The following is a 12,949-nucleotide window of genomic DNA, read 5'->3' as shown; positions in this document are numbered from 1 at the left end:
ACAGAGTACCTATCAATTAGCGTTCCATTCACTCGGATTACTATTCCATTCTGATAAAGTTTTTAATTCTTTTTCAGAAATATAATTCGTATCCAAAGCTTGTTCTAGCAAGTTTTCGTAGTTACTTAGTGTATTTAAATGGACGTTTTCTTGTTTGAAGTTTTCAGCAGCCACATCAAAACCATAAGTAAATATGGCAACCATGCCTTTTACATTTACATGCGCTTCTTTTAAAGCTTTTACGGCGTTCAAACTACTTTTTCCAGTGCTTATCAAATCTTCTACAACCACTACATTTTGTCCGCTTTCAATAAAGCCTTCAATTTGGTTTTTTCTGCCGTGGCCTTTAGCATCAGGTCTCACATATATAAAAGGAAGCCCTAAATATTCAGCAACAAGCATGCCTATACCAATAGCACCTGTAGCAACACCAGCGATAACGTCGGGTTTGCCATAGTGTTTCTCGATATATTTGCCCATTGTTTCGCGAATGTAGTTACGCACAGGAGGGAATGATAAAATAATACGGTTATCGCAATAAATTGGCGATTTCCAGCCCGATGCCCAAGTAAAAGGTTCTTGAGGACTAAGTTTAATAGCGTTTATTTGCAATAAAACTTCGGCTGTTTTTTTAGCTGTGTCTTTGTTGAAAATCATGTTGGCAAAATTACGGATAAATTTAATTTTAAATGATTCGAGTTTTATTTTTAATTAAAATATTTTTTGAACAAAGTTTGCCATGTGAACAAAATTAATATTTTTACCTAAAAGAAATTGATAATTAGGAAGGTCTATGTATAAAGTTTTTGTTGGAGATAAACCAATGATTTTAACCACTCAAGTGGAGCAAGAAACCAACTTCAAGAATTACTTACTTAATACGGTGAATCTTGTTAAGGTGATTAGAAAATTGAATACATCATCGTTGAAGGAAGCACGATTGATTCATAAAAACCCAGAGAAATTACTAAAGAAGTTTTTAAAGAAGCTGCCAAACGTGATCGCAGGCGGCGGAAAGGTTTATAACGCAGACGGTGATATTCTTTTTATATACAGAAACGATAAATGGGATTTACCAAAAGGGAAGGCCGAACGCCATGAAAGCATTCAAGAAACGGCCATTCGTGAAGTTACTGAAGAGACTGGTGTTGGCGGATTAGTGATTACAAAGCCTTTAGATGTTACTTACCACATTTTTAAACGTAACGGACGCTATAAAATAAAAGTGACCCATTGGTTTGAAATGAAAACGAATTTTACAGGTAACTTATACGCGCAAGAAGAAGAGGGGATTACAAAAGTAGCTTGGTTAAATGCTAGTGAAGCTCATGAGGCGCTGAATAATTCGTATGCTAATATTAAGTTGTTGGTTTAAGGGGGAGTTAAGGAGTAAAGTAGTTAAGGAGTTAAGGGGGCACTTCGCGGGCTCAGTGTTTGAGGAGTTAAGTAGTTTAGGAGTTAAGTAAATGAGTAGTTATGAATTGGATTTTACTAATTATCGCGGGTTTGTTTGAGGTGGCTTTTGCGGCTTGTCTCGGGAAGGTTAAAGAATCTACGGGGGTAGAAGCAACTTACTGGTTTGTTGGATTTTTAATTTGTTTGGCCATTAGTATGTTTCTTCTTGTAAAAGTGACTCAAGTTTTGCCCATTGGTACGGCTTACGCTGTTTGGACGGGTATCGGCGCTGTGGGCACGGTTCTGGTTGGCATATTTGTATTTCATGAACCAGCCACTTTTTGGCGTTTATTTTTTATAACGACTTTAATTGCTTCTATAGTGGGGCTGAAGTTTGTGTCAAATTAAAAAATGCACTTAATTAGTCACAGTTCATTATTGCTCTAAACCTGAAAAAAAGATCTTCAAATCAGGTTTTATACGACATTCAACATTCACAAAATCAAACGTTATAGTTTCGGTTAAAGGCAAAATAAATAGGTTCTGCTTGCATGACAACATATTAAACTTAAATTTGCAGCTCCAAAAAATGAGCCATGACAGATTTTATAATTAAGCGTGCAGCGAATGCAAAAAACGATGTTCTAGCTGGAATAACAGTCTCTTTAGCGATGGTGCCCGAAGTGGTAGCCTTTGCTTTTGTCGCACAAATAGATCCATTAATGGCGCTTTCAGGTGCTTTTATTGTGGGTTTAATTGCTGCTATTTTTGGTGGTAGACCAGGACTAATCTCTGGAGCGGCAGGCGCGGTAGCCGTTATTTTTGTTGGTATGATTGCCGAAGGCCATACGCGTGGTATGTTATTCGATCAGCCTATTGAAAACATGGGGTTCTTCTACTTAATGGCCTGTGTGATCTTAATGGGTATCATTCAAATATTTGCTGGTGTTTTTAAGTTGGGGCGTTTTGTGCGTTTAATACCGCATCCTGTTATGATGGGGTTTGTAAACGGTTTAGCTATCGTAATTTTTTGGGCGCAAGTCAAAATGTTTTCTCATAAAACATTACAAGTTTCCGCCGAAGGCGTCAAGGAGTACACAAATACTTTCATGCACGGTACCGAACTTTATATCATGATAGCTTTGGTCGCCTTAACCATGGGCATTATTTGGTTACTACCTAAAATCACAACTAAAATTCCAGCAGCCTTAACCGCGATATTAATTACAACCATGGTTGTAGTTGGTTTCGGAATGGAAGTTTCTACAGTAGGCTCTTATATTATTGAAGGTGGTGGTACAGGTTTAAAAGGTGAAATACCAACGCCTAATTTAGAACTTTGGCAAAATTTACCATTCAATTTAGACACGCTTAGTTTCATACTACCTTATGCCTTTTTAGCGGCCTGCGTAGGTTTAATAGAGTCTTTAATGACTATGAATCTTGTTGATGAACTTATCGATAGTCGTGGTGATGGAAATAGAGAATGTATCGCACAAGGAGCAGGAAATATCATGTCCGGACTCTTTGGAGGTACTGGAGGTTGTGGTATGATTGGCCAAACCGTAATTAATATAAAAGCAGGAGGTCGTGGCCGATTATCAGGAATTATGATGGCCGTAACCTTATTAACATTTATACTTTTTACAGATAAACTTATTGAGCAAGTGCCCATCGCCGCTTTAATTGGGGTGATGTTCATGATGGTTATTGAAACCTTCGCTTGGTCTAGTTTTAGAATCCTTAAAAAAATACCTAAGTCGGATGCCGTGGTCTTAATCGTTGTATCTGCAGTAACAGTCATTTTCGATTTAGCTATAGCTGTTTTCGTTGGTGTTATTATTTCAGCATTGGTTTTTGCATGGGAAAACGCCAAACGTATTCGTGCCCGTAAGCGTATGCGCGAAGATGGTACTAAGGTTTATGAAATCTGGGGCCCATTATTCTTCGGTTCTATAACGGCTTTTAATGAAAAATTCGATGTTAAAAACGATCCAGAAGTTGTTGAAATCGATTTTGTAGAATCACGAATTAGTGATCATTCAGCCATGGAAGCTATTTTCAATTTGGTTACAAAATACGAAGAGGCTGGCAAACAAATCCGATTAAAACACCTTAGTGAAGACTGTAAAATACTGCTGTATAAATCAAATCCTAAATTCCGCGAAGTCGTTATAGAAGATATCGATGATCCAAGATATCATTTGGCGGAAGATCCTGAAGCCTTTACTAAAGGTTTGGGTGAATATAAATTTTAAAGTTTTTCGGGCGTTACCACATTCTTCGTCTCCGCTCAGGACATGGTCGGGCTTTACGCTATATCTTTTTTTAGGAATTGTTTTTTAATAAATAGATTAGGTGCCAATTGAAAGTATGCGCTGCTTTCAGGTGTGAATTAACCTTTAAAAAAAAGGATGCCGCTGCAATCCCTAACGCGGCATTAGTTGCTAACACGAACACTATCGGGAACCAACTTTGTGTAATCTCCGTTATTTCTAATCACGTCACGTACAATACTTGATGCAATGTAAGATGTCTGTGCAGAGGTTAATAAAAATACAGTTTCTATAGGAGCTAAATCCCTGTTGGTGTGTGCGATGGCCTTTTCAAATTCAAAATCTGCTGGGTTTCTTAGTCCGCGCAAAATAAATTGTACATCAATTTCTTTGCAATAATCAACTGTTAAACCTTTGTAGGTTCTCACTTTTACTTTGGGTTCGTTAGCAAAAGTATCTTCAATAAATTTTTTGCGTTGCTCTAAGGAGAACATGTATTTTTTATCGGCATTCACGCCAATAGCAACAATAATTTCATCAAATAAGGTAGCGGCACGGGTTATAATATCAACATGGCCTAGGGTTAGCGGATCGAAAGATCCAGGGAATAATGCGCGTTTCATGTGTTTTATTTTTGACTATTGACTATTGACTATTGACTATTGACCTTTGACTATTGACCTTTGACCTTTGACCTTTGACCTTTGACTGTTGACCTTTGACTGTTGACCGAAGACGGATGACAGGTGACAGGTGATCATTGACTCTTGATTCCTGGTTCTTGACCCACGACGGCACCGCAATCGTTTTTAATTTTTAAATCTTCATTTTTAATTAAATAATCATTAATCAATAGTCATTAATAAATTCTTAAGCTAAGGCTTCTTCAATAGCATTTGCGAACAAATCTGCTAAAGGGATATTTGCTGCTGCTGCTTGTTGTGGCAAGATGCTTTCACGTGTTAAACCAGGAATGGTATTCATTTCTAATAAGTGCGGTTCACCGTCCTTAAAAATAAACTCACTTCTACTAAAACCTTTCATTTTTAAAACTTCATACACTTTTTTAGCTTCTTTGTTCACTTTATCTTCTTGCTCCTTTGTTAATCGAGCCGGTGTGATTTCTTGTGATTTTCCTTCATATTTTGCTTCGTAATCGAAAAAATCATTTTCAGAAACAATTTCAGTAATCGGAAGTACCACAATTTCACCTTTGTAACTAATCACACCAACCGAAACTTCGGTACCGTCTAAAAACGATTCGATAATAATTTCATCATCTTCCTTAAAAGCGACATCAATCGCATTTTGTAAAGCTTCCTTTTCATGAACTTTACTAACACCAAAACTACTTCCTGCTTTATTCGCTTTTACAAAACAAGGCAGCCCAACTTTAGAAATGATGGCCTCGGCGTTTACGGTATCACCCAAGTTAAGGTAAAAGGATTCAGCTGTTTTTATGCCGTAAGGTTTTAAAATACTTAATAAATCACGTTTGTTATACGTGATTCCCGCTTGATACATGCTGCAGCTGGTATGCGGTAAATTTATTAATTGAAAGTAACCTTGCATGTAGCCATCTTCTCCTGGAGAACCATGAATGGCATTAAAAACGCAATCGAAAGTGACTTTTTCACCATGTGCCGAAATAGAGAAATCATTTTTATCAACAGGGTGTTCGTTGTTGTCGTCGTCCACATAAACCCATTTATCTTTAAAAATGTGAATGCGGTAAGCCGTGTATTTACTTTTGTCTAAAGTTTCATAAACCACGTTTCCACTGGTCAGTGAGATTTTATATTCGCTAGAATACCCTCCCATGATGATGGCTATATTCTTTTTCATCATTAATTTATTAGTTGATTTCCGCCTTCGGAAATTGAATTAAATAATCGTTTCACCTAAAAATCTGCAATAAAGTGCAAGTATTATTAGTTAAGCTAAAATATCATATAAATGGCAAAAGAAAAAACAGTTCTGTTTTTATATATTTGCCCTATCGAAATTTCTGTAAATGAGCCTAGTTAAATTTATCACGAGTAAAACATTTTTAAAACAAATTGGTTTAGCCTTAGTCGCTTTAATCGTACTTTGTTATGTTATTTTAAAATGGTTAAATATCACCACCAATCATGGAGAATTTGAAACCGTACCAGATTTAAAAGGAAAATCTATAAATGTAGCTAATGTTGCTCTTGAAGATAATAATTTGGTTATGAAAATTCAGGATTCAGCGAATTATAATCCTGATTATCCTAAGTTTTCTGTCATCGAACAAGAGCCGTTGGCGGGAACAAAAGTAAAAGAGAATAGAAAGATATACATTACTTTAAACCCTTCAGGATACCGAAAAATGACGATTCCAGACGGACTTATTGATAAAACCTTCCGTCAAGTAAAGCCTACCTTAGAAGCTTTTGGATTTGAAATCGGAAAAATAACTTACGTAGACAACATTGGAAAAGGTATGGTTCTTAAATTATCACATAAAGGAACCACGCTTAACGCTGGCGATAAGTTGGCAAAAACATCTGTGATAGACTTACAACTAGGAAACGGCAACCGCCCTTAAATTATGGATGATTATACCCCGCAATTACCAGACGAAGACGATTTGTTTGAACATCATGCTTTTACAGTAGATAAAGGACAAACCCCACTTCGAATAGATAAATATTTGATGAATTTTATTGAAAACGCCACACGTAATAAAATTCAGGATGCCGCAAAAAATGGTAGTATTTACGTTAACGATACACCTGTAAAATCAAATTACAAGGTGAAGCCATTAGATAAAATACGCGTTTTATTCTCACATCCGCCACATGAAAATTTATTGGTAGGTGAAGATATTCCGCTTGATGTGGTTTATGAAGATGACGCACTTTTAGTGGTTAATAAACCTGCGGGTATGGTAGTTCATCCAGGTCATGGTAATTATTCCGGCACACTTATTAACGCGCTTATTTACCGTTTCGAGAATCTGCCTAACAATTCCAGTGAACGTCCAGGACTAGTTCACCGTATCGATAAAGACACCAGTGGATTGTTAGTGATTGCTAAAACTGAAGAGGCGATGGCACATTTATCCTTGCAATTTGCCGAAAAAACAAGTGAACGTGAGTATGTCGCGCTAGTTTGGGGCAATGTTCAAGAAGATGAAGGCACGATTGAAGGTCATATTGGTCGCCATCCTAAAAATAGATTACAAAACACCGTTTTCTTTGATGATGAAGCTGAGAAAGGTAAACCTGCTGTAACTCATTACAAAGTGATTGAACGCTTAGGCTATGTGACTCTAGTGTCTTGTAAATTGGAAACTGGACGTACACATCAAATTCGTGTACATATGAAACATATCGGGCACACACTTTTTAATGATGAGCGTTATGGTGGTGAGAAAATATTAAAAGGAACCACCTTTACAAAATACAAACAGTTCGTAGATAATTGCTTTAAAGTACTACCAAGACAGGCGCTTCATGCTAAAACTCTAGGTTTTGTACATCCAACGACTCAGGAATTTATGCGATTTGATAGTGCGGTTCCAGAGGATATTGAGGCTTGTGTGGAAAAGTGGCGTGGGTATTCGAAGCATATGGATGGGTAGTTTAGGAGTAGAGTAGTTGGAGGCAGTAAGGAGTTAAGTAGTTAAGGAGTTAGCACTTCGCGGGCTCAGGTTTTTAGGAGTTAAGGAGTTTGCCCTTCGCGGGGCTCAGTGCTTTTAGGAGTTAATAGGAGTTGAAGTAGTTACTTCGCAGGCTCAGTTTTGGGAGTTAAGTAGTGTGGCTTTTCTGGCTCATTGCTTTAGTGGTTTCTTCGCAAGCTCAGTTTTTAGGAATTAAGGAGCTTGGTTTCGCTGGCCAGCCTAGTAGTAATGCCTTTTCGCTAGCTCAGGGCTATAAGTTTTTTAGGTGATCAGGGGCAGGCTAGTAGAGTAGCTTGGTAGAGTTGGCTTCGCACGCTCAGAGTTAGTTAGTTGCGAAGTAGAAAAGCGCACACTTAAACGGTCTCATGGTGTCGTTCACGAAAAGCTGTCCCCTTGAGGGGATCATAGGGGTGTCCGTTGCTCACCTCTACAATACACTTTCTAAATTATTAACCTCACTACTCAAACCACTTTTCCGTAATGGTTTTTTCTACGTCTAGATTATTTTTATTGATGAATTCGTTTTTGGCGGCGTTATATTGGTAGTCTTTTTCCCAATCTTCATTATTTTTTGTAACAGCTTCGATGGCGTCGCAGATGAAAGTAACTTCTTCGTTGGTCATTGTGGGGTGAATAGACATTCTAACCCAACCTGGGCGCTCAATTAAACAGCCTTCTAAAATTTTCTTTTCAATGGATTTGGAAGTCGGTTCATCAACGTTTAAGAGGTAATGGCCGTAAGTTCCAGCACACGAGCAGCCACCACGGGTTTGTATGCCAAAACGGTCGTTTAGTAATTTTACAATGAGGTTGTAGTGTACGTTTTCTATAAAAAATGAAAATACGCCCAGCCTTTCCGTATGTTTTGGTGCTAAGATGTTTAAGTGATTTATCTTAGACAGTCTTTTGAAAATAAGAGCATTTAATTCATGCTCACGATCTAAGATGTTCTGAACCCCCATTTCTTCTTTCAGCTGAATAGAAAGCGCAATTTTAATAACTTGTAAAAAACCTGGTGTTCCCCCGTCTTCTCGAGTTTCAATATCATCGATATAATCATGGTTTCCCCACGGATTCGTATAATTCACGGTTCCCCCGCCAGGGTTATCAGGTACTAAGTTCTTGTATAGTTTTTTATTGAACACTAATACACCCGAAGTTCCAGGACCACCTAAGAATTTATGTGGTGAAAAAGTAATGGCATCTAAATATTGCTCATCATCTTTAGGGTGCATATCAATGTTAACGTAAGGTGCTGAACAAGCAAAATCTACAAAACATAAACCATTGTTTTTATGCATGATTTTAGAAATCTCGTAGTAATTCGTACGAATACCTGTTACGTTAGAGCAACCCGTAACAGCAGCAATTTTTAAAGGGGTGTCTTTATATTTTTTTAGGAGTTCTTTGAGTCCTTTTAAACAAGGAAGCCCATCTTTATTTGAAGGAATCACTTCAACACGAGCAATGGTCTCTAACCATGATGTTTGGTTCGAGTGGTGCTCCATGTGTGAAACGAAAATAATCGGACGTTTTTCCTCTGGAATAGTCGTGTGATCTTTTAAATTTTCACTGAGTTTAAGACCTAAAATTCTTTGAAATTTATTAATGGCGCCAGTCATTCCTGTGCCAACGGTGATTAATACATCATCTTCAGAAGCATTAACATGATTTTTTATGAGGTGTCGAGCTTCATGATAGGCACGCGTCATGGTGGAGCCTGTTATGGAAGTTTCAGTATGTGTATTTGCCACAAAAGGCCCAATATCGTTTAGTAACTTTTCCTCAATGGGTCTGTATAGTCGTCCGCTAGCCGTCCAATCCGCATAAATTATTTTTTGCTTTCCGTAAGGTGAAATAAAATAAGTGTCGTTACCTACAATTTGTTCTCTGAAAGGCGCAAAATAAGTTTCCAGTTTACTTGGTGTTTGGTCTTTATTTAGAATCTTTGATATGAAGCTCATTTGATAAGAGGTATGTGATTGGTATTGAAATTAAATTTTATAATGTGTAAAAAATGTTCTCGACTTCGCTCGAACACCAGTTTAACTGGTCTTTCGTTACGGTTTTCGCTTTCTACAAAGAAACCAAACGATATTGAGTTTTTTTAGTCGTATGTCAAATCGAGCCTGCCTATTGGTAGACAAGCGCAGTTGAGATTGCTTTTTCTGATATCGAGACGTTCTCGACTGCGCTCGAACTGACAATAATGTTATATGAGTAAGCTTATTTTCAATTTGATAATCCGTTTTAATTATTTACGTTGAAACTCTTATTTTACTTCTTAAACTTTGAAATCCCTTTTTTTAACCAATTGTAATATGCTTCAGCATCAGGGGTGTACGCCACAGGGGCTAAAAGGTTTTCTTCGTTATGATCCATTAAAACATAAAAAGGTTGCGAATTGGTTTTGTATTTAATGGTTTGCAATTCACTCCATTTTTGTCCGATGTATTTCAGTTTTTTACCCGGTTTTAGTTTAGAATCAACAACGTCATCATCTTCTAATTTGCGTTTATCATCAACGTATAATGAAATTAAAATCACATCATTTTTTAAAATATCAAGCACTTTAGGTTTTACCCATACGTTTTGTTCCATTTTTCTACAATTTACGCAAGCATGTCCTGTAAAATCTATCATAATCGGTTTTCCAACTTGCTTGGCATAAGCCAATCCTTTGTCGTAATCGTTAAAAGCTAAAATGTTATGAGGCGGCATGAGGTGTGCACCTTCAGGAACTTCGTTATGCTGTCCTCCGGGAACTTGGCCGCTACCCAATTGCGTATAGCCTACACCATAAGGCGACTCACTGTAATGTTGCGGCGGTGGGAATGCACTAATTAAGTTTAATGGTGCTCCCCAAAGTCCTGGAATCATGTATATGGTAAATGATAATACAATAAGCCCCAAACTTAAGCGTCCCACGGAAATATGTGTGACAGGCGAATCGTGTGGCAATTGTATTTTTCCGAATAAATAAAAGGCCAATGCACCAAATATGGCAATCCAAATCGTGATGAATACTTCACGTTCTAGCCAATGTAGTTGTAAAACCAGATCGGCGTTTGATAAGAATTTAAAGGCTAATGCTAATTCTAAGAACCCTAAAACCACTTTTACGGTATTTAACCAGCCGCCAGATTTAGGTAAAGAATTTAACCAACCCGGGAAAGCCGCGAATAAAGCAAATGGTAACGCAATGGCCATTGAAAATCCTAACATGCCTACAATGGGGCCAATTTGACTTCCGCCAGCAGCAGCTTGAACTAATAAAGTACCAACAATAGGGCCTGTACATGAAAAGGAAACAATAGCTAGAGCTAAAGCCATGAAAAAGATACCTATTAATCCGCCTCTATCGGCTTGGCTATCTACTTTGTTTGCCCATGAATTTGGGAGCATAATTTCAAAAGCCCCTAAGAAAGATGCCGCAAAAACTAATAATAGCAAGAAGAAAATGATGTTAAACCATACATTAGTTGATAAAGCATTTAATGCATCTGCACCAAAAACGAGACTCACAAGGATACCTAATAATACGTAAATGACAATAATGGACAAGCCATAAATGACGGCATTTTTAATACCAGCAGCTTTATTTTTACTTTGTTTGGTAAAGAAGCTAACTGTCATAGGAATCATTGGGAACACGCAAGGCGTTAATAATGCTGCAAAGCCGGAAAAGAATGCGATAAAAAAGATACCCCATAAACTTTTGTCTGTTGATTCAGCAGCATTTGAAATGTCATGTTCTTTTGAGATCGTCGATGTAGAGTTATCTTCATCAATAGTAGATACTTCAGGAGTAGTCACCGCTTTTTCCGAAAGTGTAAAAACTAAATCCACTTCGGTAGGGGGTAAGCATCTGGTATCGTCACAAACCATGAATTCCACAATACCGTTTATGGTTGATTCGTTTCCTGAAACCTCTACTTTTTGTTCAAAAGTAGCTGTGCCATCAAAATAGGTGATTTCCATTTCAAAGACAGGATCATCAACCGTATGCCCTGTTTCTTCAATGGTATTTCCTGATATTTTAATCGCACCGTTAGCGTCGTCGTAAGTAAAAGTTGTTGGAATAGGACCATTTTCAGGAACATCTTGAGAATACAAGTGCCAGCCTTTTTCTATAGTAGCTTTTGAAATCAGCTTATATTCGGTATCGGAAAGTTTTTCAACGGAAGTAGACCATTCAACAGGGGTGAAAATTTGGGCTTGTCCTAGTGAAACAAAGAGTAGGGTACACAATAAGAATATTTTATTCATAAGTTGGGTGTTTATTTGTGTAAAGTTAGCAAAACGGACTTGATTGAGCTTGTTTTGATTACAATCGACAGCAAAAGTCGTGTTTATGATTATTAATGTAGTGTTAAAACTTTGATTTGGGTGTTAAAATTGAGGTAGAGGGATTTGGTCTAGGGTAAGGTGCTGTGGTTCAAAATACCTCTGAGGTTCCTGATTCCTCGGTGGTATTGAACATCCTGGTCATTCCCTAGGTGTGACAGACACTACTGAACAGTGCTGTTGTTCTAGGTGTGACGGACACCCCTGTAGTCCCCTCGAGGGGACAGGTGTTCGGTACTTTTTTTTTGGCGTTTTTATGGTGAAGTGGTGATTGGACTACTCTTGATGGTTGTGAGGTTCTCGTTTTATAAGTACGTGCAGTACTATCCCCGTGAGGGGATCATAGGGGAGTTTGCGTCTGAGTTAGCAGGAATGTGGCTCTGGTTATTGAGGAGCGGGTTGGGGTGCTGCGGACACCCCTGTAGTCCCCTCAAGGGGACAGGTGTTCGGTACTTTTTTTTGGCTTTTGGGTATGAGGAGTGATTGGACTACTCTTGATGGTCGTGAGGTTCTCGTTTTATAAGTACGTGCAGTACTATCCCCGTGAGGGGATCATAGGGGAGTTTGCGTCTGAGTGAGCAGGAAATGTGGCTCAGGTTATTGAGGTTTCTGTTGTGGTTTCTGTTGTGGTTTCAGTTCGTTAGCACCCCCATAATCCAATTAAGGGGATTATTTGTGAGAAAAATATTATATTTAGCAAAGCTAAAACTTGTAACCTTGAGAAATAAAATCATCCCATACCACCCGAAACTTAAAAATTACGCTAGAGAACTTAGAAAGAATAGTACGAAACCCGAAATTTTACTTTGGCAGAAAATTAAGCGACGTGCTTTTGGTGTTCAGTTTCACAGGCAGGTGCCTATGTTAAATTATATTGTTGATTTTTACTGCCATGAAATTCGTTTGGCTATTGAAGTTGATGGGAGTAGCCATGATCATAAGGTTTTATATGATGCTAAACGACAAGGAGAGCTAGAGAGGTATGGTGTTACTTTTTTGAGGTTTACTAATGCGGAGGTTATGCAAGAGATGTTTAGCGTGCTGTTGGTTATTGAGGAGCGGGTAGGGGTGCTGCGAACACCCCTGTAGTCCACTCGAGGGGACAGGTGTTTGGTTCTTTTTTTTGGCTTTTGGGTATGGGGAGTGATTGGACTACTCTTGATGGTCGTGAGGTTCTCGTTTTATAAGCACGTGCAGTAGTACTATCCCCTTGAGGGGATCATAGGGGAGTTTGCGTTCGAGTGAGCAGGAATGTGGCTAAGGTTATTGAGGAGCGGACAGG

General features: G+C 38.2%; 11 protein-coding genes. 6 read left to right on the top strand and 5 right to left on the bottom strand.

Features of this window, described 5'->3' with window-relative positions; all coding sequences use genetic code 11:
• Nucleotides 1-12: 12 nt before the first annotated feature.
• Nucleotides 13-657, bottom strand: a complete 645-nt coding sequence (gene pyrE / locus Q4566_RS08675) for an orotate phosphoribosyltransferase (protein ID WP_303420236.1) — start codon at nucleotides 655-657, stop codon at nucleotides 13-15.
• Nucleotides 658-793: 136 nt separating this feature from the next.
• Between pyrE and Q4566_RS08670 the strand changes: the two genes are divergently transcribed.
• The 3 genes from Q4566_RS08670 (at nucleotide 794) to Q4566_RS08660 (ending at nucleotide 3,653) form a co-directional block, all read left to right on the top strand.
• Nucleotides 794-1,375, top strand: a complete 582-nt coding sequence (locus tag Q4566_RS08670) for an NUDIX hydrolase (protein WP_303420235.1) — start codon at nucleotides 794-796, stop codon at nucleotides 1,373-1,375.
• A gap of 101 nt (nucleotides 1,376-1,476) precedes the next feature.
• Nucleotides 1,477-1,803, top strand: coding sequence for a multidrug efflux SMR transporter (locus Q4566_RS08665; RefSeq protein ID WP_303420234.1), 327 nt, complete (start codon nucleotides 1,477-1,479; stop codon nucleotides 1,801-1,803).
• A 188-nt stretch (nucleotides 1,804-1,991) separates the two neighbouring features.
• A complete protein-coding gene (locus tag Q4566_RS08660) occupies nucleotides 1,992-3,653 on the top strand; it encodes a SulP family inorganic anion transporter (protein WP_303420233.1) in 1,662 nt (553 codons plus the stop codon).
• A gap of 182 nt (nucleotides 3,654-3,835) precedes the next feature.
• On the opposite strand, the gene coaD is transcribed toward Q4566_RS08660, so the two are convergent.
• Both coaD and Q4566_RS08650 read right to left on the bottom strand, forming a co-directional pair.
• A complete protein-coding gene (coaD, locus tag Q4566_RS08655; protein ID WP_303420232.1) occupies nucleotides 3,836-4,294 on the bottom strand; it encodes a pantetheine-phosphate adenylyltransferase in 459 nt (152 codons plus the stop codon).
• A gap of 247 nt (nucleotides 4,295-4,541) precedes the next feature.
• Nucleotides 4,542-5,516, bottom strand: coding sequence for a D-alanine--D-alanine ligase (locus Q4566_RS08650; RefSeq protein ID WP_303420547.1), 975 nt, complete (start codon nucleotides 5,514-5,516; stop codon nucleotides 4,542-4,544).
• Between the two features lie 169 nt (nucleotides 5,517-5,685).
• Between Q4566_RS08650 and Q4566_RS08645 the strand changes: the two genes are divergently transcribed.
• On the top strand, nucleotides 5,686-6,243 hold the full coding sequence (locus Q4566_RS08645; protein WP_303420231.1) for a PASTA domain-containing protein: 558 nt from the start codon (nucleotides 5,686-5,688) through the stop codon (nucleotides 6,241-6,243).
• A 3-nt stretch (nucleotides 6,244-6,246) separates the two neighbouring features.
• Nucleotides 6,247-7,281, top strand: coding sequence for an RluA family pseudouridine synthase (locus Q4566_RS08640; protein WP_303420230.1), 1,035 nt, complete (start codon nucleotides 6,247-6,249; stop codon nucleotides 7,279-7,281).
• A 497-nt stretch (nucleotides 7,282-7,778) separates the two neighbouring features.
• On the opposite strand, the gene Q4566_RS08635 is transcribed toward Q4566_RS08640, so the two are convergent.
• Complete coding sequence (locus tag Q4566_RS08635; protein ID WP_303420229.1) at nucleotides 7,779-9,284, bottom strand: aminotransferase class V-fold PLP-dependent enzyme; 1,506 nt, start codon at nucleotides 9,282-9,284, stop codon at nucleotides 7,779-7,781.
• 313 nt (nucleotides 9,285-9,597) lie between these two features.
• Complete coding sequence (locus tag Q4566_RS08630; RefSeq protein WP_303420228.1) at nucleotides 9,598-11,589, bottom strand: cytochrome c biogenesis protein CcdA; 1,992 nt, start codon at nucleotides 11,587-11,589, stop codon at nucleotides 9,598-9,600.
• A 753-nt stretch (nucleotides 11,590-12,342) separates the two neighbouring features.
• Between Q4566_RS08630 and Q4566_RS08625 the strand changes: the two genes are divergently transcribed.
• Nucleotides 12,343-12,756: an endonuclease domain-containing protein gene (locus tag Q4566_RS08625; protein WP_303420227.1), complete on the top strand. Its 414-nt coding sequence runs from the start codon at nucleotides 12,343-12,345 to the stop codon at nucleotides 12,754-12,756.
• Nucleotides 12,757-12,949 lie beyond the last annotated feature (193 nt).

Origin of the sequence: Tamlana sp. 2_MG-2023, assembly GCF_030548465.1 — a bacterium.
GTDB lineage: Bacteria > Bacteroidota > Bacteroidia > Flavobacteriales > Flavobacteriaceae > Pseudotamlana.
The sequence above is the reverse complement of the archived record's forward strand: the minus strand, read 5'-3'. Positions and strand labels throughout refer to the sequence as shown.

Coding starts and splice junctions, on each gene's coding strand:
- pyrE (WP_303420236.1), bottom strand. CDS start 657: ATGATTTTCAACAAAGACACAGCTAAAAAAACAGCCGAAGTTTTATTG.
- Q4566_RS08670 (WP_303420235.1), top strand. CDS start 794: ATGTATAAAGTTTTTGTTGGAGATAAACCAATGATTTTAACCACTCAA.
- coaD (WP_303420232.1), bottom strand. CDS start 4,294: ATGAAACGCGCATTATTCCCTGGATCTTTCGATCCGCTAACCCTAGGC.
- Q4566_RS08650 (WP_303420547.1), bottom strand. CDS start 5,516: ATGAAAAAGAATATAGCCATCATCATGGGAGGGTATTCTAGCGAATAT.
- Q4566_RS08630 (WP_303420228.1), bottom strand. CDS start 11,589: ATGAATAAAATATTCTTATTGTGTACCCTACTCTTTGTTTCACTAGGA.
- Q4566_RS08665 (WP_303420234.1), top strand. CDS start 1,477: ATGAATTGGATTTTACTAATTATCGCGGGTTTGTTTGAGGTGGCTTTT.
- Q4566_RS08640 (WP_303420230.1), top strand. CDS start 6,247: ATGGATGATTATACCCCGCAATTACCAGACGAAGACGATTTGTTTGAA.
- Q4566_RS08660 (WP_303420233.1), top strand. CDS start 1,992: ATGACAGATTTTATAATTAAGCGTGCAGCGAATGCAAAAAACGATGTT.
- Q4566_RS08645 (WP_303420231.1), top strand. CDS start 5,686: ATGAGCCTAGTTAAATTTATCACGAGTAAAACATTTTTAAAACAAATT.
- Q4566_RS08635 (WP_303420229.1), bottom strand. CDS start 9,284: ATGAGCTTCATATCAAAGATTCTAAATAAAGACCAAACACCAAGTAAA.